This is a genomic window from Agrobacterium sp. DKPNP3 (assembly GCF_052686535.1).
Map to the genome: position 1 here is coordinate 16,234 of NZ_JBQYSN010000052.1, position 18,671 is coordinate 34,904.

The 18,671-nt window shown below is 58.4% G+C and carries 20 protein-coding genes; 6 read left to right on the top strand and 14 right to left on the bottom strand.

What is annotated here, in order from left to right; all coding sequences use genetic code 11:
• Positions 1-4: 4 nt before the first annotated feature.
• The 4 genes from ppa to ACUTJJ_RS15135 form a co-directional block, all read right to left on the bottom strand.
• Positions 5-538: an inorganic diphosphatase gene (gene ppa, locus ACUTJJ_RS15120; RefSeq protein ID WP_063951413.1), complete on the bottom strand. Its 534-nt coding sequence runs from the start codon at positions 536-538 to the stop codon at positions 5-7.
• A 157-nt stretch (positions 539-695) separates the two neighbouring features.
• Positions 696-1,202, bottom strand: a complete 507-nt coding sequence (locus tag ACUTJJ_RS15125; RefSeq protein WP_063951414.1) for a GNAT family N-acetyltransferase — start codon at positions 1,200-1,202, stop codon at positions 696-698.
• Positions 1,203-1,411: 209 nt separating this feature from the next.
• A complete protein-coding gene (gene typA / locus ACUTJJ_RS15130) occupies positions 1,412-3,235 on the bottom strand; it encodes a translational GTPase TypA (RefSeq protein WP_063951415.1) in 1,824 nt (607 codons plus the stop codon).
• Between the two features lie 150 nt (positions 3,236-3,385).
• Positions 3,386-5,446, bottom strand: a complete 2,061-nt coding sequence (locus tag ACUTJJ_RS15135; RefSeq protein WP_445542680.1) for a M3 family metallopeptidase — start codon at positions 5,444-5,446, stop codon at positions 3,386-3,388.
• Positions 5,447-5,695: 249 nt separating this feature from the next.
• On the opposite strand from ACUTJJ_RS15135, the gene ACUTJJ_RS15140 reads away from it, so the two are divergent.
• Positions 5,696-6,145, top strand: a complete 450-nt coding sequence (locus ACUTJJ_RS15140; protein ID WP_296069832.1) for a MarR family winged helix-turn-helix transcriptional regulator — start codon at positions 5,696-5,698, stop codon at positions 6,143-6,145.
• Positions 6,146-6,150: 5 nt separating this feature from the next.
• Positions 6,151-7,347: a multidrug effflux MFS transporter gene (locus ACUTJJ_RS15145; RefSeq protein WP_445542681.1), complete on the top strand. Its 1,197-nt coding sequence runs from the start codon at positions 6,151-6,153 to the stop codon at positions 7,345-7,347.
• Between the two features lie 53 nt (positions 7,348-7,400).
• Here the strand turns inward: ACUTJJ_RS15145 and ACUTJJ_RS15150 are convergent, their stop codons facing one another.
• Entirely contained in the window at positions 7,401-8,624 is a 1,224-nt protein-coding gene (locus ACUTJJ_RS15150; RefSeq protein WP_209086860.1) for an argininosuccinate synthase, read from the bottom strand.
• 314 nt (positions 8,625-8,938) lie between these two features.
• Between ACUTJJ_RS15150 and ACUTJJ_RS15155 the strand changes: the two genes are divergently transcribed.
• Complete coding sequence (locus ACUTJJ_RS15155) at positions 8,939-9,793, top strand: SDR family NAD(P)-dependent oxidoreductase (protein ID WP_445542682.1); 855 nt, start codon at positions 8,939-8,941, stop codon at positions 9,791-9,793.
• Between the two features lie 126 nt (positions 9,794-9,919).
• On the top strand, positions 9,920-10,567 hold the full coding sequence (locus ACUTJJ_RS15160) for a LysE family translocator (protein WP_144578205.1): 648 nt from the start codon (positions 9,920-9,922) through the stop codon (positions 10,565-10,567).
• A gap of 40 nt (positions 10,568-10,607) precedes the next feature.
• Here the strand turns inward: ACUTJJ_RS15160 and ACUTJJ_RS15165 are convergent, their stop codons facing one another.
• The 7 genes from ACUTJJ_RS15165 to ACUTJJ_RS15195 all read right to left on the bottom strand — a co-directional run bounded on the left by ACUTJJ_RS15165 (position 10,608) and on the right by ACUTJJ_RS15195 (position 16,424).
• Positions 10,608-11,402: an ABC transporter ATP-binding protein gene (locus ACUTJJ_RS15165; protein WP_209086856.1), complete on the bottom strand. Its 795-nt coding sequence runs from the start codon at positions 11,400-11,402 to the stop codon at positions 10,608-10,610.
• Positions 11,399-12,280, bottom strand: coding sequence for an ABC transporter permease (locus ACUTJJ_RS15170; protein WP_445542683.1), 882 nt, complete (start codon positions 12,278-12,280; stop codon positions 11,399-11,401). Before ACUTJJ_RS15170 ends, ACUTJJ_RS15165 begins: the two co-directional genes overlap by 4 nt.
• Before the next feature lie 107 nt (positions 12,281-12,387).
• Positions 12,388-13,341, bottom strand: coding sequence for an ABC transporter substrate-binding protein (locus ACUTJJ_RS15175; protein WP_445542684.1), 954 nt, complete (start codon positions 13,339-13,341; stop codon positions 12,388-12,390).
• Positions 13,342-13,449: 108 nt separating this feature from the next.
• Complete coding sequence (gene rlmN / locus ACUTJJ_RS15180) at positions 13,450-14,688, bottom strand: 23S rRNA (adenine(2503)-C(2))-methyltransferase RlmN (protein WP_186376883.1); 1,239 nt, start codon at positions 14,686-14,688, stop codon at positions 13,450-13,452.
• Positions 14,689-14,886: 198 nt separating this feature from the next.
• On the bottom strand, positions 14,887-15,390 hold the full coding sequence (locus tag ACUTJJ_RS15185) for an invasion associated locus B family protein (RefSeq protein WP_063951424.1): 504 nt from the start codon (positions 15,388-15,390) through the stop codon (positions 14,887-14,889).
• Positions 15,391-15,686: 296 nt separating this feature from the next.
• Entirely contained in the window at positions 15,687-16,067 is a 381-nt protein-coding gene (locus ACUTJJ_RS15190) for a YkvA family protein (protein WP_144578213.1), read from the bottom strand.
• A gap of 51 nt (positions 16,068-16,118) precedes the next feature.
• Positions 16,119-16,424, bottom strand: a complete 306-nt coding sequence (locus tag ACUTJJ_RS15195; protein WP_445542685.1) for a 4a-hydroxytetrahydrobiopterin dehydratase — start codon at positions 16,422-16,424, stop codon at positions 16,119-16,121.
• A 58-nt stretch (positions 16,425-16,482) separates the two neighbouring features.
• Here ACUTJJ_RS15195 and ACUTJJ_RS15200 point away from each other — a divergent pair, with 58 nt between their 5' ends.
• Positions 16,483-16,989, top strand: a complete 507-nt coding sequence (locus ACUTJJ_RS15200; protein WP_445542686.1) for a low molecular weight protein-tyrosine-phosphatase — start codon at positions 16,483-16,485, stop codon at positions 16,987-16,989.
• Here the strand turns inward: ACUTJJ_RS15200 and thpR are convergent.
• Positions 16,896-17,489 carry an RNA 2',3'-cyclic phosphodiesterase gene (gene thpR / locus ACUTJJ_RS15205; RefSeq protein WP_144578216.1) on the bottom strand — a complete coding sequence of 198 codons (594 nt, stop codon included), beginning with the start codon at positions 17,487-17,489 and terminating at the stop codon, positions 16,896-16,898. The two genes, ACUTJJ_RS15200 and thpR, sit on opposite strands and share 94 nt — an antisense overlap.
• Before the next feature lie 68 nt (positions 17,490-17,557).
• The gene (locus ACUTJJ_RS15210; RefSeq protein WP_404496085.1) at positions 17,558-18,208 is read right to left on the bottom strand and encodes an arylesterase; all 651 of its coding nucleotides are present in this window, start codon (positions 18,206-18,208) and stop codon (positions 17,558-17,560) included.
• 91 nt (positions 18,209-18,299) lie between these two features.
• Between ACUTJJ_RS15210 and ACUTJJ_RS15215 the strand changes: the two genes are divergently transcribed.
• On the top strand, positions 18,300-18,671 hold a 372-nt coding region (locus ACUTJJ_RS15215), incomplete at its 3' end, for an ATP-binding cassette domain-containing protein (protein ID WP_445542687.1).

Sequence of the window (18,671 nt, forward strand, 5' to 3'; positions counted from 1 at the left end):
GGGATCAACCCTGGGTCTTGTAGCGCTCGATGGCTTCGACGATCAGCTTCTTGGCGACGTCGACATCCTGCCAGCCGCCCATCTTCACCCACTTGCCAGGCTCCAGATCCTTGTAGTGCTCGAAGAAGTGCTCGATCTGCTTCAGCGTGATTTCCGGCAGATCGGTGTAGTTGTTGACCTTGTCGTAACGACGCGTCAGTTTCGGAACCGGAACAGCGAGGATTTTCTCGTCCTTGCCACCGTCGTCTTCCATGATCATCACGCCGATGGGGCGGACATTGATCACACAGCCCGGAACGAGAGGGCGGGTATTGCAGATGAGCACGTCGATCGGGTCACCGTCGTCGGACAGGGTGTGCGGCACGAAGCCGTAGTTACCCGGGTAGGTCATCGGCGTGTAGAGAAAGCGATCAACGATCAGCGCGCCGGCATCCTTGTCCATCTCGTACTTGATCGGATGTCCGCCGACCGGCACTTCAACGATAACATTAACGTCTTCCGGCGGATTTTTGCCTACGGAGATTGCATCGATACGCATTCGCTTCCCTCATTCGACGGGTTGGATTTGGTTTTCGATACTGGGAAAGTCTGCGCATTGCAACACGGCTGTAGGCAGATAAGGCATAATGGATAAATTGGGTGCTAGCGGCACGCCATCATCGGACGCGAAACGAGGATCCCGGGAATTTGCATCGTCAGTTCCAGACGAAACCGACCTTGCGAAGGGATTTGCCACCGAAATCTTCCATGCCTTCGGCAACATCCCGCCCGCCATGCGAACGGAAAAATCGGTTGGCGACATCGCTGTCCTCAAGGCACCAGACAACGATGCCGTTGCAGCCAAGCGACGTCAGCAGCCGGCGTGCTTCGGTGAAGAGCAGCGAACCCAGGCCGATGCCCTGATATTCCGGGCGGAGATAAAGTTCATAGATTTCGCCGTCATGCGGCAACCCGCGCGCCCGGCTGAGGCCGAGTGTCGCATATCCGGCAACCACACCGGCCACTTCCACCACCAGCATCGTCGCCGACCCCTTGGTCGCCTTTTTCCACCAGCCCTCGCCCCGGCGCTCAAGCATCTGCGTCAGCGGGCGATGCGGAATGAGCCCCGCATAGGCCTGTTGCCACGACAGACGATGCGCCTCGGATATGGCGCGCGCATCATGCGGCTCGGCACGGCGAACATCGATGGATAACGTTTTCATAACGCGATTCTGGCCCCGGCCACGGAAACTTACCAGTCATAAAGGTTAACGCCGGCAAGCTTACCCACAGCCTATTCATGTGGACGACCAGGAAAAATTAACGCATCCTTAACCTTTGGCAAAGCGTCTTTCGACTCATGCACACATAAAAAAACCAACAAAAAACCCGGCACGGGGCCGGGTTTTTCAAAAGCAGTCGATTTCGCCGATCAGCCGGCCGCAAGCTTGGCCTTTTCGAAGCGCTTACGGTCATTCGCATCGAGGAACATCTTGCGCAGACGGATCGACTTCGGCGTCACTTCCATCAGCTCGTCGTCCTGGATCCAGGAAAGAGCGCGGTCGAGCGTCATGCGGATCGGTGGCGTCAGCTTGACAGCTTCGTCCTTGCCAGCGGCACGAATGTTGGTCAGCTGCTTGCCCTTCAGCACGTTCACTTCCAGATCGTTGTCGCGGGAGTGAATGCCGATGATCATACCGGCATAAACCTTTTCACCCGGCTCGATGATCATCGGGCCGCGATCTTCCAGGTTGAACATGGCATAGGCAACAGCCTCGCCCGAGCCGTTGGACAGGAGAACGCCGTTGACGCGGCCGGCAATCTGGCCCTTGAAGGGCTGATAGTCGTGGAACAGGCGGTTCATGATCGCCGTGCCGCGCGTGTCGGTCAGGAGTTCCGACTGGTAGCCGATCAGGCCGCGGGTCGGTGCGTAGAACTTCAGACGAACGCGGTTACCGCCGGAAGGACGAAGCTCGGCCATTTCAGCCTTGCGCTCGGACATCTTCTGAACGACGACGCCCGAATGTTCTTCATCCACGTCGATCACGACTTCCTCGATCGGCTCCAGCAGGGCGCCGCTCTCATCCTTGTGCATCACGACGCGGGGACGCGAAACGGCAAGCTCGAAGCCTTCTCGGCGCATGGTCTCGATTAGAACTGCCAGCTGCAACTCGCCTCGGCCGGAAACGAAGAACGAATCCTTGCCTTCGGCTTCTTCGATCTTCAGCGCGACGTTGCCTTCGGCTTCCTTGAACAGGCGGTCACGGATGACGCGCGAGGTAACCTTGTCGCCTTCGGTGCCGGCCAGCGGGCTGTCGTTAACGATGAAGGACATCGTAACGGTCGGCGGGTCGATCGGCTGTGCCTGCATCGCCTCGGTAACGGACGGATCGCAAAAGGTGTCGGCGACGGTGCCTTTGGAAAGACCGGCAATGGCGACGATGTCACCCGCATGGGCCTCTTCAATTGCGGTGCGCTCGATACCGCGGAAGGCGAGGATCTTGGAAATTCGGCCAGTTTCGATTGTCTTGCCGTCCTGGCCGAGCACCTTCACGGCCTGGTTCGGCTTGATCGAACCGGACGCGATGCGGCCGGTGATGATGCGGCCGAGGAAGTTGTTGGCTTCAAGGATCGTGCCGATCATGCGGAACGGGCCCTCTTCAACCTTGGGCTCCGGAACGTGCTCAAGAACCAGATCGAGCAGCGGTGCGAGACCCTGATCCTTCGGACCTTCCGGATTGACGTTCATCCAGCCATCGCGGCCAGAACCGTAGAGGATCGGGAAGTCGAGCTGTTCGTCGGTCGCATCGAGGTTTGCGAAGAGGTCGAAGACTTCGTTGATGACTTCTTCATGGCGGCCATCGGGGCGGTCGATCTTGTTGATCGCAACGATCGGACGAAGACCAACCTTCAGCGCCTTGGAGACCACGAACTTGGTCTGCGGCATGGGGCCTTCGGAACTGTCGACCAGAACGATCGCGCCATCCACCATCGACAGGATACGCTCGACTTCACCGCCGAAGTCGGCGTGGCCGGGGGTGTCGACGATGTTGATGCGAACGCCCTTCCACTCCACCGATGTCGCCTTGGCGAGAATGGTGATGCCGCGTTCCTTTTCGAGGTCGTTACTGTCCATGACGCGCTCTGCAACGCGCTGGTTATCGCGGAACGAACCGGATTGCTTCAGAAGCTCGTCAACAAGCGTCGTTTTTCCATGGTCAACGTGCGCGATGATCGCGATGTTGCGTAGTGCCATTGTTTAAAATCTCTGAGGTTGGGCGCTAAAATGATGAGAAGCGCCAATTTAGTTTGGCGCGCTCATAACCTTTTTTTTGCAAATGCGAAAGGGGGGCTCATGTCATAAGCCCCCTGCACCCAGCTTCTAGCTCATAATTATGACAGTGTCTTATACGAGACCGCGCTTTGCGAGCATCGCATCGGGATTTGGCATCTTGCCACGAAAGGCAAGGTAGGCTTCCTCCGGATCAATCGAACCACCGACGGAATAGATATTCTTCTTCAGCCGACGCGCCATCTCGCCATCAAACGCATTGCCGGTTTCCTCAAAAGCGGCAAAGGCGTCCGCATCGAGCACTTCCGACCACATGTAGGAGTAATAGCCGGCTGAATAACCATCACCCGAAAAGACATGCTGGAAGTGTGGCGTCGCATGGCGCATGACGATGGACCTGGGCATATTGAGGCGCGAAAGCACTTCATCCTGCACCGCCATCGGATCACCCACGCCGTCGCGGGTGTGGAACGCCATATCGACGATCGCAGAAGAGGTGAATTCCACCGTGTTGAAGCCGGCGTTGAAAGTCTGCGCCGCCAGCACCTTGTCGAGCAAGGCCTTCGGCATAGGCGCACCGGTTTCATAATGCAGCGCGTATTTTTCCAGAATTTCCGGCACCGTCAGCCAATGCTCGTAGAGCTGCGACGGCAGTTCAACGAAATCACGCGACACGCCCGTGCCGGAAACCGAGGGATAGGTAACATCCGACAACATGCCATGCAGGGCGTGACCAAACTCGTGGAACAAGGTGCGCGCATCGTCGAGCGAGAGCAGCGCCAGCTTGCCTTCCGCTGGTTTTGCAAAGTTGCAGACGTTGTAGATGATCGGGATTTCCCCAACCTTGCCATTTTTCAGCGGCAACTTGTGCTGCGACTGGAAAGAACTCATCCACGCCCCGGACCGCTTTGAAGGGCGGGCGAAATAATCACCGAGGAACATGGCCTTCAGGTTGCCCTTGTCATCGAGGATGTCGAAAACCCTGACGTCCGGATGGTAGGCGGCGATACCCTTAACCTCGACGGCGCGAATGCCGAAAAGCCGCCCGGCCACATCGAAGCAGGCCTCGATGATCTTTTCGAGCTGCAGGTAAGGCTTCAGTTCAGCCTCGGAAAAATTGAATTTCTGAGCGCGGAGCTTTTCGGCATAGTGCCGCCAGTCCCACGGCAAAACCTCGTGGTTCTTGCCTTCCGCTGCGATGATGGCGGCAAGTTCAGCCTCTTCGTTGCCAGCGCGCCGCACCGCCTTCTCCCAGACCTGCCCGAGAAGACCGTTCACCGCGTCGGGGGTCTTCGCCATCGTATCGTCGAGCTTGTAAGCGGCAAAATTCGCATAACCGAGAAGCTTTGCTTTTTCCTCTCGCAACTCGAGAGTTCGACGGACAATCTGACGATTGTCGGTCTCGCCACCGTTCTCGCCCCGCGCTACCCATGCCTTGAATGCCTGTTCGCGCAGATCGCGGCGTTCGGAAAACGTCAGGAAAGGCTCGATGATAGAGCGGGAAAGGGTCACGGCAAATTTGCCCTCCTCGCCATGTTCGCGCGCCGCACCCGCCATGGCATCACGAAGAAAGTCCGGGACGCCGGCCAGGTCTTCCTCCGTCGTCAGCAGAAGCTTCCAGTTCTTCTCATCCGCAAGCACATTCTGGCCGAACTTCGCGCCGAGACCGGCAAGCTCTTCATTGATGGCCGCAAGCCGCTCCTGCCGTTCCCTGGGCAGCTTGGCACCCGAGCGCACGAAACCCTTCCAGTGCCGTTCCAGAACCCGCTTTTCTTCGCCGGTGAGGCCAAGCGCGTCGCGCTGTTCCCAGAGCGTGTCGATACGTTTGAACAGCGCCTCGTTCATGCCGATCTTCGAGTAATGTCGAGACATCTTCGGCGCGATTTCCCGCTCAAGCGCCTGGACGACATTGTTTGTATTGGCGCCCGCCCTGTTCCAGAACAGCGACGAAATACGGGAGAGATCATCACCCGCTATTTCGAGCGCAGTGACCGTGTTTTCGAAACTGGGCGCATCGGAGTTTTCCGCAATGGCATCGATTTCCTGCTCATGGGAGAGAAGCGCAGCGTCGAAAGCCGGCGCAAAATCCTCATCCTTGATCGCATCGAATTTCGGGAGGCCATGATGGCCGTTCCAGTCAATAAGCGCGGGATAAAGAGCAGTCTTCGATGGCATTTCATCTTCCTTGTGCGATTCCGATCGAAGCCCATATGGGCATGCCTCCAGCCCCAATTCAATATGCCAAAAGCAGCGCGGGGGAGGCAGATGCCTGCCCGTGAATGTCGCAGCCGCCAGTCAAAGCCAATGGGGAGTGCGCCCCGCTGCGGTGCTGACGTATAGTTGAACCGATTTTCGAGAATATCGGTGTCGCAGCATTGATTATCGCCCGGTTTTTAGTAAGGCTGACTTACGAAAAGGCGACGAATGAGCACGAAACGCGAGAAAGATTCATTAGCATTTTTACTGAACAGCGGCGCACGCCTGCTGAACAGTGCTTTTGAACGTCGAATTTCGGAGGCCGGTCTTGGCCTTACCCCTGGCGAGGCGCGCGCCCTTCTGACGGTCGCCGCCATTGACGGCAGCAAGCAGTCTGATATCGCTGCGCGCCTCGGCATCGAACCGATGACCATCTGTGCCTATCTCGACAAGCTGCAATCTCTCGATCTCATCGAACGCCAGCAGGACCCCCAGGACAGGCGCTCGAAACGCATCGTCCTTACCCAGTCGTCCGCAGAGATGCTGGACGCCGTCCGGCAGGAAATCGAGGAGTTGGTCCATCACGCCACGCAAGGCCTGAACGACGATGAAGTCGCACTCTTCCGCCGTTTTCTCCAGACCCTTCGCGACAATCTGCAGCCGGAGCAGAACGGCTGATTATAATGTCGCCACAACCGATCATGTCGAGAAAACGCACGGCCATTCTCGGCGCTTTGCTGACGGCCTTGGCGCCGATTTCAATGTCGATCTACACCCCGGCCATGCCTGAACTCACGCGGGTTTTCGCCACCAACGAAGCGGCCATCAAGCTTAGCCTCTCCCTTTATTTTGCTGGCTTTGCCGTGGCGCAACTGCTTGCCGGGCCTGCATCCGATGCCTTCGGCAGGAAAAGCGCCAGTCTCGCCTTCCTGTCGATTTTTCTGGGTGGTGGGCTGCTGGCGATCTTTTCTCCGACAATCGAGGTGCTGCTCTTTGCCCGGCTCATTCAGGGCATCGGCGCTTCCGTCGGCATGACGGTGGCGCGCGCCATTGTCCGCGATCAGTTCACTGGCGCGGAAGCCTCCAGCATCATGAACCTCATCGGCATCATGCTTGCTGTCGGCCCCGCAATGGGACCAACGATCGGAGGACTTTCGCTTGCCGCCTTTGGCTGGAAATCCGTATTTTTTCTCATGGCCGGGCTTGGCGGTCTTGCCATAGTCACGGTTGTTATCTTTCTGCGTGAGACGACCCGCCCGGACATAAGCCTTGTCCGTCCCCGCCGCCTTCTCTCCGCCTACGGCACCCTGTTGACTGAACCGCGCTTTCTTTTGGCGGCCCTTGTGCTTGGCGGCTCCATCGGCGCGCTCTATGCGCAGGCGACAATGCTCACCTTCATCCTCATCAACACGGTCGGCATGACACCCACTGCCTTCGGCATCGGCATGCTGATGCAGACCGGCGCTTATTTCTTCGGCTCCATCGCCCTGCGCTATCTCGCGCCGCGGCTGGGCGATCGCCGCTCGGTCATGATCGGCCTCTGTTTTTCGGGCACGGGTGGCCTGCTGATCCTTCTTTCGGTTTTCCTGATCCCGCCGTCATTTCTCTCAATTATGGGACCAGTGGCGGTCGCAACTGTTGGCATCGCCTTGCTGACACCCTCGATGGTAACGGCGGCGCTAGCGCCCTTCCCGCATATCGCCGGCTCGGCGTCGGCGATGATGGGCTTCATTCAGATGGGATCGGGCTTTGCGGGCGGGGCCGCCGCTGCGCTCATCGGTTCGCCGCTGACTGGTTTCGGTATCATCATTCCCCTGATGGAGTTTTTGGCCGTTGCGAGCTACTTCGGTTTCCGTATCGTCTCCAGAAAAGAAGCATAAAAAACCCGCCGGCGTCGCCGCCAGCGGGTCGCAATATCGTGCCAACAGCAAAATTACTTGCTGAGGTTGCGCTTGGCGAGCGTGCGCAGACGCAGGGCATTGAGCTTGATGAAGCCCGCTGCATCCTTCTGGTCGTAAGCGCCATGGTCGTCTTCGAAGGTCACCAGCGCGTCGGAATAGAGCGACTTGGCGCTCTCGCGGCCGGTTACCATCACATTGCCCTTGTAGAGCTTCAGCGTCACTTCGCCTTCGACATGCTCCTGGCTCTTGTCGATCAGGGCCTGCAGCATCTCGCGCTCCGGCGAGAACCAGAAGCCGTAATAGATGAGCTCGGCGTAACGCGGCATCAGCTCGTCCTTGAGGTGGGCAGCACCCCGGTCAAGCGTGATCGATTCAATGGCGCGATGCGCCGCCAGCAGGATGGTACCGCCGGGCGTTTCATATACGCCCCGCGACTTCATGCCGACGAAACGGTTCTCAACCAGATCGAGACGGCCAATGCCGTTTTCACGGCCGTAATTGTTAAGCGTGGCGAGAAGCGTCGCGGGCGACATTTCAACACCGTTGATGGAGCAGGCATCGCCCTTGCGGAAACCGACCTTGATGACGGTTGCCTTGTCAGGCGCGGCTTCCGGGGAAATCGTGCGCATGTGGACATATTCAGGCGCTTCCACCGCCGGGTCTTCCAGAACCTTGCCCTCGGACGAGGAGTGCAGCAGGTTGGCGTCGACGGAAAATGGTGCTTCGCCCTTCTTGTCCTTGGCGACCGGAATCTGGTGCTGTTCGGCAAAGTTCAGGAGGTCCGTACGGCTCTTGAACGTCCAGTCGCGCCAGGGGGCGATGATCTTGATGTCAGGGTTCAGCGCATAGGCGGAAAGCTCGAAACGGACCTGGTCGTTGCCTTTGCCCGTCGCACCATGGGCGATGGCATCGGCGCCGGTCTTCTTGGCGATCTCGATCAGGTGTTTGGAAATCAGCGGACGGGCAATCGACGTGCCGAGCAGATAGACCCCCTCGTAAACGGCGTTGGCGCGGAACATCGGGAACACGAAATCACGCACGAACTCTTCGCGGACGTCCTCGATGAAAATTTCCTTGATGCCCAGCATCTCGGCCTTCTTGCGCGCCGGCTCGAGCTCTTCGCCCTGGCCTAGATCGGCGGTGAAGGTCACAACTTCGGCGCCGAGTTCGGTCTGAAGCCATTTCAGGATGATCGAGGTGTCGAGGCCGCCGGAATAGGCGAGAACGACTTTCTTTACGTCTTTCGGAAGTGCCATAGTGATGTCCATCTGCATGATGACGGCATCGGGACACCGCCATTTCCTTGGGATTTCGGCACTTTTACAGTGCAAGCCGAAATGTGTGAAGCGCTTTTCCGTGAGATAAGCGACAAAACAATTGATGGGCGGGAGGGATGGAGGCGGTGACAGGTCACACGGAGGGGAACGAAGCCATTGTCACATGCATTTAGAAATTTCGCGCTTTATCATGAAGCGGCGCGATCGACTTGAAGACCGTGAATGAAGCCGCTCAGGTTCAGGCAACGTTGCAAACCGCTGGAAACAGCAGAAACGACGCGAAGGAGAAACCTATGACGACCATCCACCCCGCATTCAAGGAAGATAATGTCGCCGTTATCACCGGTGCTGCCTCCGGCATCGGACTGGCCGCCGCCCGCAAATTCGCAAGCTTCGGCATGAGTGTCGTGCTCGTCGATCTCGATGGCGAAAAGCTTGCCGCCGCCCATGCAGACGTTTTGGCGCTTGCCAAAGACGGCGAAGCGCAGATCGTCGCCATTCCGACCGACGTGGCGAAGCTGGATGAGCTGGAGGCGCTGGAACGCGCGGTTATCCAGCGTTTCGGGCGCGTTCACGTGCTCATGAACAATGCCGGCATCCAGCCCGGCAGCGCCATCTTCGGACCGCAGGCCAATTGGGACAGGATCATAGGGGCCAACCTGATGGGCGTCATCAACGGCGCCCGTGTCTTCGGTCAGGGGATGGTCGCCCATGGTGAACCCGCCCTCATCGTCAACACGGGCTCGAAACAAGGCATCACCACGCCGCCGGGCGATCCCGCCTACAACGTCTCGAAATCAGGTGTGAAAACTTTCACGGAGGCGCTTCAGCACGAGCTGCGCAATATGCCGAACGGCGCGGTTTCCGCTCACTTGCTGATCCCCGGTTTCGTCTTCACCGGCCTCACCGCCCATGGCAGGACTGAAAAGCCTGAGGGCGCCTGGACCGGCGAACAGACCGTCGATTTCATGATCGACAGCATAGGCCGCGGCGATTTCTATATTCTTTGCCCGGATGGTGAAGTTGACCGCCCGACCGACGAGAAGCGTATTCTCTGGGCAGCGCAAGACATCGTTGAGAACCGCCCGCCGCTCTCTCGCTGGCACCCCGATTATTCCGGGGCCTTCACCAGCTTTTTAAAGAGCTGACCTTCCTGCCGCCGTGCAGCACCGGGTGCGGCGGCCTCCTCCCTCCCGCGACTTTGCATCAGGCCATTGGCACAAACCCGAAATCGCGTTAAGCAACAAAAATCTCTAGATTTCACGGGTGCCGCGATGGATTTCGTTCCGAGCCTGCCAACACTTGCCGCCTTCACCGTCGCCATTTTGCTGCTGGCGGTAACGCCCGGGCCCGACATGACGTTGTGGATCAGCCGGTCAATACGTGAGGGCCGTGCTGCGGGTTTCATGACCCTTGTGGGAACCAATCTTGGCATCACCGTGCATACGATGCTGGTGGCTTTCGGCGTCGCCGCCCTCATCGTCGCATCGCCGACGGCTTTTCTGATCCTGAAGACCGGTGGGGCCGCCTATCTGGTCTGGCTGGCCATTCAGGCGATCCGCAAGGGCTCGGATTTCGTCATGGTCAAGACGACAGGCGAAAAACAGCAGTCGTCATTGAAATCTGCCCTGCTGAACGGCATCTGGGTCAATCTGCTCAATCCCAAGGTCATCATCTTTTTCATGACCTTCCTGCCGCAATTCGTCAGCGCATCCGATCCGCATGTGACCGGAAAGCTGATCTTCCTTGGCATCTGGTCCATCATCGTCGCACTGCCGATCGGCATCGGCATCGTAGTCGCCGCCGATGTTCTCTCCGCCTGGCTGCAGCGCAATCGCAAAGTTCTGCGCGGGCTGGATTATACGATCGCCGGTGTATTTTCGCTTTTCGCGGTCAAGATTTTCCTCACGCAGACGCGATAAGCGACAAAAAAGCGCCCGCTGGCGCCTTTCGGATCAGTCATCAGCCGATCAACAGCTCGTCGTCATCGAGCGTCTGGCCGCGGATCTTGCGGAACATGTCGATGAGATCTTCGACCTGAAGACCCTTGCGGCTTTCGCCGGAGACGTCGAGCACGATTTCACCGGCATGCAGCATGATCGTGCGGGTGCCGTAATCCAGCGCCTGACGCATGGAATGGGTGACCATCAGTGTTGTGAGCTTGCGCTCCTCCACCACCTTGCGGGTCAGCTCCATGACGAATTCCGCCATGCCGGGATCGAGTGCAGCCGTATGTTCGTCGAGCAGCAGAACGTCCGAACCCGATAGCGTCGCCATGACGAGCGAGACCGCCTGCCTCTGACCACCCGACAGAAGGTCCATGCGGTCTTTAAGGCGATTTTCGAGACCGAGATTGAGGGAGGCGATGCGCTCCTTGAAGAAGTCGCGCCGGCCGCGGCCAAGCGCCGGCAGAAGGCCGCGACGCTCGCCACGGGATGCCGCAAGCGCCAGGTTCTCCTCAATGGTGAGCGCGCCGCAGCTACCGGCCAGCGGGTCCTGAAACACGCGCGCCACTCGCCCCGCCCGGCTGGCGGTCGGTTTGCGAGTGACATCAGCACCGCCGATCATCACCTTGCCTGCCGTCGGCAGCACATCGCCGGCCAGAACACCGAGCAGCGTCGATTTTCCGGCGCCGTTCGAGCCAATGACGGTGACGAAGGAGCCATCTTCAATCGTGAGGTCGATCTTGGCGAGAGCCTGCTTCTGAAGCGGCGTGCCGCGCCCGAAGACGACCTGGATATCGGAAAGCGAGATCATGATGTTGCTCCCCCGCGGCGCAGTCGCGGCAGGATGAGTGCAATGGCCACCAGAACCGCCGTTACGAAATTGAGATCGGATGCCTTGAGACCCAGCACATCACTCGACAGGGCAAGCTGGATGGCGAGACGGTAGGCGATGGAGCCAAAGACGCAGCCGATCAGCGCGATCAGGATGCCACGGGCACCGAATAGCGTTTCACCGATAATGACGGCTGCTAGGCCTACGACAATGGTGCCGACGCCTGATGTCACATCGGCAAACCCATTTGTCTGGGCAAACAGAGCGCCGCCGAGGGCTACCAAGGCGTTCGAAAGCGCCATGCCGAGATAGATCTGGTTGCCCGTCTTCACACCCTGCGCCCGCGCCATCCGCGCGTTGGCACCCGTTGCCCGCATGGCCAGCCCCGCATCGCTTTCCAGGAAGCGCCAGACGAGAATGACCACGATCAGCACGAGTAAGCCAACAAAAAGCGGTCGCACCAGATATTCCGAGAGACCAAGCCCGTAAAACGGCGAGATCATCGTGTCCTGATTGAGCAACGCCACATTCGGCTTTCCCATAACCCGTAGATTGACCGAAAACAGCGCGATCATCGTCAGGATCGAGGCAAGCAGGTTCAGAATTTTGAAACGCACGTTGAGCGTTGCGGTCACGATACCGGCAGCGGCGCCGGCAACCATGCCAATCGCCGTCGCAACCCAGGCATTCAAACCGGCAATGATCAGCACGGCCGCCACAGCAGCGCCGAGCGGAAAGGAACCGTCCACAGTCAGGTCAGGAAAATCAAGCACGCGGAAAGCGAGATAGACGCCGATCGCCACGAAAGCGAAGACCAGTCCCAGCTCCACGGCACCCCAAAAGGCGATTTGGCTCACGGTAATGTCCTTGTTATTGCCGCCGTTTGGCGAAGACGGGCACAGACAGTGCCACGTAAAACGGGCGGCGCATATCACGCCGCCCGGTTATTTATGCCGGTTTCGGTTCAGTCGATGACCTTGGTGGCGCGCTTCGTCACGCTTTCCGGAAAGCTGACGGCGACCTTTTCGGCGGCCTTCTTGTTGATCACCAGATCGGTACCGACAGCAACGGTGGCCGGGATGTCGCCTGGCTTTTCACCCTTGAGGATGCGGACAACAACGGCACCGGTCTGCTTGCCGACGTCGAAATAGTTGAAGCCAAGGGCCGCAACCGCGCCGCGGGCAACCGAGTCCGTGTCAGCGGCATAAAGCGGGATCTTGGCTTCAGCCGCAACGCCGGCTGCTGCTTCGAAAGCGGAAACGATGGTGTTATCGGTCGGAACGTAGATCACGTCCGCCTTGCCCACCAGGGCGCGGGTTGCACCCTGAACTTCAGCGGACTTGGTCGCGACGGATTCGACAACCTTCAGGCCAGCCTTCTCGGCTTCCGTCTTGAGGAGCGCAAGCGTCGAGACGGAATTCGCTTCGGCAGAGTTGTAGATGAAGCCGATGGACTTGGCGTTCGGCGAGATTTCCTTGATGAGCGCGAGATGCTCCGCAACCGGCAACATGTCGGAAAGTCCTGTCACGTTGCGGCCGGGCTTCTGCATGTCCTTGACCAGCTGTGCGCCGACAGGATCGGAAACCGCCGTGAAGACGACAGGAATGTCACGCGTGGCGGCAACGACGGCCTGCGCGGATGGGGTAGAGATCGGCACGATCACACTGGGAGCCTCGCCCACGAACTGGCGCGCGATCTGCGCTGCGGTGCCGGGGTTGCCCTGCGCGGACTCGTAGAGGAACTTGAGGTTGTCGCCTTCCTTGTAGCCGGCCTCGGCAAGCGCTGCCTTGACGCCATCACGGGCAGCATCGAGCGCCGGATGTTCGACAATGGCGGTAACGGCAACGGTGACGGTTTCAGCCTTTGCCGGCAGAGCGAGCGCTGTCGCTGCGGCAAGGGCCAGAATGAGTGCGCGCATGGGTGTCCTCCAGTTGGTTTCTTATTGCCGCTTTCTTAAAAACAAGACCGGCCGAAATCAATCGAAGAACAGCGCCAAAGCCAGCTTTATGGCCCAGTTTTGACTTATTCAGTCATCCGCGCCGTGGTTTGCGATCATCATGGCCTCAAAAGCCAGTCTTTCGGTCTTGCGCATCCGTTCCGATTCCGACTTCAACTGACCGCAGGCGGCGAGAATGTCGCGGCCGCGCGGTGTCCGGATCGGCGAGGCGTAACCCGCCTGATTGATGAAATCCGCAAACTTTTCGATCTGCGCCCAGTCGGAGCACTGGTAATTTGTGCCCGGCCATGGATTGAACGGAATAAGATTGATCTTGGCGGGGACACCCTTCAGAAGCTGAACCAGCATCTTGGCGTCCTCCAGGCTGTCATTCACGTCCTTCAGCATCACATATTCGAAAGTGATGCGCCGGGCATTGGAGAGGCCCGGATAGTTGCGGCAGGCCTCGATCAGCTCTTTCAGCGGATATTTCTTGTTGATGGGCACGAGCATGTCGCGCAGCTCATCACGCACCGCGTGCAGCGAAATCGCCAGCATCACGCCGATCTCATCGCCCGTGCGGAAGATTTCCGGCACGACTCCCGAGGTGGAAAGGGTGACGCGTCGCTTGGAGAGCGACAGGCCGTCACCATCTGTGGCGATCAAAAGCGCGGTCTTCACATGCTCGAAATTATAGAGCGGCTCGCCCATGCCCATCATGACGATGTTGGAAACCTTTCGGCCTTCGCTCGGGACATAGGCGCCGACCGGCGTCGAACCGTCAGGAAAATCACCAAGCCGGTCACGCGCCAGCAGCAGCTGCGAGAGGATTTCCTCGGCCGTGAGATTGCGCACCAGACGCTGCGTGCCGGTGTGACAGAAAGAACAGGTCAGCGAACAGCCGACCTGGCTTGAGATGCACAGCGTGCCGCGGCCTTCTTCCGGGATGTAGACCGTTTCAATCTCGACCGGGCGACCTGCCCCGCGCGGGGGAAAACGCATCAGCCATTTGCGGGTGCCGTCATTGGAGATCTGCTCCTCGACGATTTCAGGTCGGGCGATGGTGAAGGCGGCCTTCAGCTTCTCGCGAAGTTCCTTGGCAACATTTGTCATGTTGTCGAAATCGGAGACGCCGCGCACATAGAGCCAGTTCCACAACTGGCTGACGCGCATCTTCACCTGCTTCTGCGGCACACCGATTTCGGCCAATGCGTCGCCCATTTCCTCGCGCGTCATCCCGATCAGGGACGGCTTGCCGGACATGAGGTCGCTGTTGGCGATCAGCGGGGCTTTGACTGCCAGGCCGGCAGGAGCTTCCATAACGGACATTACATTATCCCATCGTTCCATGCGTCGCGCGACCTGCCTGTTAAATCGGCGGGAATTCGTCTGCATGTCGAGAAAATCAAAGGCGGAGCACGTTTAGCGCCTCCGCCTGTCAATGTTGCCGCGCCTTTAGCATCAAACTGGCGAAAACGCAAATGGCCGGTCATTGACCGGCCATCATAAAATCCGAGGGAGTCGGAATTACTTGCAGCTCTCGATCTGCTTGAGAGCGGCCGAAATACCCGAGAGAGAGTAGGAGTAGGACGTCGCTGTGCCGCGGCCGGAAACCGCCTTGACGGTCATCGATTTGCCGCCCTTCATCGCAGCCACGAGAGCAGGCTCTTCAGCCGCGTTTTCAACCCAGGCAGCCTTGTCCTTGGTGAACATGACGAAGTTCTTGTTGTCGATCGTCACATTGACCTTGGAACCCTGCTTCAGCGGGTAACCCACCATGGCCTGCGGCTCATACGAGATATTCTGGCCAGGGCGCTGTGAGACGATGAAGAAGATATCGCCGTGGTCGACGCTGGCCGGTTCCTTGGAGGTGGGGATGGAAAGAACGTAGCAGACGGTGCTGTTGCCCGATTTGTACGAATACGCACCCCAGGCATTGAACTGCTGGATACGCGTGGGCGACTGTGCAGATGCTACGCCGACGCTGGTCAGCAAAATGGCCGCTGCGGTTGCTACACTTCTTACAAACATGAAATTTCCTGCCGGGTTATTGTCTTCCATTGGCCCGAAGCATCGGCGAGCCCAGAGTCTGGATCGGCCACGTTCAGGTGCGGATCGTCTTTTCTCATTGTGGTCGGGAAGCGGTTACCAAACCGTCAACAACATGCATAAAAAGCCGGAAACGTCTTGCAGTGTTACAGATTGGCGACTCCCGACGCCCTGAGGAAAAGGGCGCAAAACACCCTTCAGTCGTGTGTATGACACACAAATTCAGGCAAGAATTTGTCAGGCATGCGGCAGCGCCATTGCGCGGCATCACAGAGGCGTTACTCCGCTTCCTGTTGCCTCTTCAACATGGCGTCGGCCGCATCGTAATGCTCCATCTTGATATGGGCGCGGATCATCGCGAGAGCTGCGGTAATGACTGCAATATCATCGGTAAAACCGACGACCGCCAACATGTCGGGCACGGCGTCGAATGGCATGATGAAATAAGCGAGCGCAGCCAGGATAATGCCCTTGGCGCGCAGCGGCGTGTCGCGATCGACTGCACAGTAGTAGGCAGCGGCCGCATCGCGGGCAAACGGCACCTTCGCCATGACGCGCTTCAGTTTCGGCCAGAACTTGGCCCGAACAACCTCTTCGCGCTCACGCTGCTTGTCGGTTTCACCCGGCAGGAGAATTTCACCGATTTTCACATCATCCATGATCGACGGTCCTCTGGTCACGGCTATTATATGGGTCTGAAAGGCCGCCGTTCAATTGCCCCGCCCGGCCGCCGCTTTCTGCATGGCCTCGGCAAGAAGGAAATCCCGTTCCGTGACGCCCTGAGAGTCATGCGTCGTCAGACACACTTTCACGCGTGAATAGACATTCGACCATTCAGGATGATGATTGAGCTTCTCTGCGGCGAGCGCCGCCTCGGCCATGAAGCCGAAAGCTTCCGCAAAACTCGCGAACTTGAACGCACGGACAATGGCCGTGCCGTCTTCTCGCAAAGACCAGCCTTCCAGCTTTGAAAGCCCCTGTTCTATGGCGTCAGGTTCCAGTCTGGGATATTTCATGAACTAACCTCCAATTCAGACCTCTTAACGCTTCAACGACCGGATCGACGCATCTTCCATGAAACATACAGCTATTCTTTTTGTCTGCATGGGCAATATCTGCCGTTCGCCGCTGGCCGAAGGCATTTTGAGAAAGCTGTGTGACGAGCCGGGCTTAAAGGGCCAGTATACAATCGATTCGGCGGGCACCGGCGGCTGGCACGCAGGTGACCCGCCTGACCCAAGGTCTATCGCGATCGCACGCCAGCACGAAACCGATATTTCACGGCAGCGTGCGAGGCAGGTCAACCAGACAGATTTCCAGACCTTCGATCTGATACTGGCGATGGACCGAACCAATCTGGCAAACCTGCTTCAAACAAGCGCGCCTGAGCACCGGCACAAAATCCACCTCTTCATGGAATATGCCACAGGCTGCTGGCAGGACGTCCCCGACCCCTATTATGGGGCGGAGAATGGGTTCCTCCGCGTCTACACCATGCTTTTGACGGGATGCAGATCGCTGCTTGAAAAGACGGAGCTCGACCGCGCCTCGTGGAGCGGGAAGGCCTCCTCAACGATGTAAGGCCCGCCGCCCACCGATTCCTTCGACGACATCAGCACGAAACGGCCGACCGTGAAGGGCGAGGTGCGGAAATTGCCCCGCCCCGAGAGGTAGTGGACGACATCATCAAGGCGCGACGAGCGAAGCCGCGCCAGGGTGACGTGCGGCATGAACTTGCGTGGATCGGGCGGGAGACCGATCCTCTGGCAGATTCTCTCGATTTCCGCCTGCAGCGCATTCATTTCCGGGGAAGGAGAAACGCCAGCCCAGATCGAATGCGGCTTCTTCGAGCCGAAGGAGCCCATACCGGTTAGGTTGAGCTGGAATTCCGGCCTGTCGATCCGGTCCAGCCTGTCCACGACCTCGTCGGCGGTGCGACCGTCGATGTCACCGATGAAACGCAGGGTTATGTGATAATTCTCCACATCAATCCACCGGGCTCCCGGCAGACCACCGCGCAACAATGAAAGGCTCATCGCCGCATTGCGCGGAATTTCGAGGGCGGTAAACAGTCTCGGCATGGCGAGCTCCCCGAATCTCTTGGCAGAACAATCATAGCGAATCATGCAATGCACACCGGCGCAAGTGCTTATTTTTTTTGCGCACCGATTGTGTTGATGAAGCTTTCAACAGCCGGCAAAGATTTCTCGACCATCATCGCTACACCTTTGGTGTTGGGATGCATCTTGTCATCCAGTTTCAACGCATCATCAGTCACCACGCCATCCAGAAAGAAGGGGTAGAGCGGAAGGCTGTATTTTTGGGCGAGCCTCTGAAAAATTGGATTGAAACGCTTGGCATAGTCGTCGCCCATGTTCGGCGGCGCCATAATGCCGACCAGCAACACGGCTATGTTGCGTTTCTGAAAACCGGAGAGGATCGCATCGAGGTTTTTCTCGGTCTGCTCAGGCGGGATGCCCCGCAGCGCGTCGTTTGCGCCGAGTTCCAGAATGACGCCATCGGTGCCATCGGGAACGGACCACTCTGCCCGCGCCAGACCGCCCGAGGAGGTATCACCGGAGACACCGGCGTTGGTGATGGTAACCTTCATGCCCTTGGCCTTTAACGCGGCTTCAAGCTGGGCGGTGTAGCTGTCGGTCGGAGGAAGCTGATAGCCAGCCATCAGGCTGTCGCCGAAGCCGACGAGTTGCAATGTCCGCTCCTGAGCCGACGCGGAAACGACGGAAAGCGCGCCTGCGATTATGACGATGAAGTGAAACAGGGCAGCTTTAAATCTCATCACGGCTTTCCTAACTTGGTTTCCATTGTCGTGAAACACCGAACGCATAGACCGCCAGACCGTTTCATCACCCTATATAGGAACGAGAATTGTGACGAAAAGCATCATAGAGCTGAAGAAAGCCGACCTCACGCTCGGCAATGCCGCCGCCTCCGTTCACGTTCTCAAAAATATCGATCTTTCCATCGGAGAGAGCGAGGCAGTCGGCATCGTCGGCCCCTCCGGCTCAGGCAAATCCACGCTTCTGATGGTGCTGGCCGGCCTTGAAAGGCTGGACAGCGGCGAAATCATCATCGCCGATACCGAGCTGCACAAGCTCGGCGAGGATGCGCTGGCCGATTTTCGCGGCCGCAACATCGGCATTGTTTTCCAGTCCTTCCACCTCATCGCCAACATGACGGCGCTTGAAAACGTCGCCGTACCGCTTGAACTTGCCAACGTCGCCAACCCCTTTGACATCGCC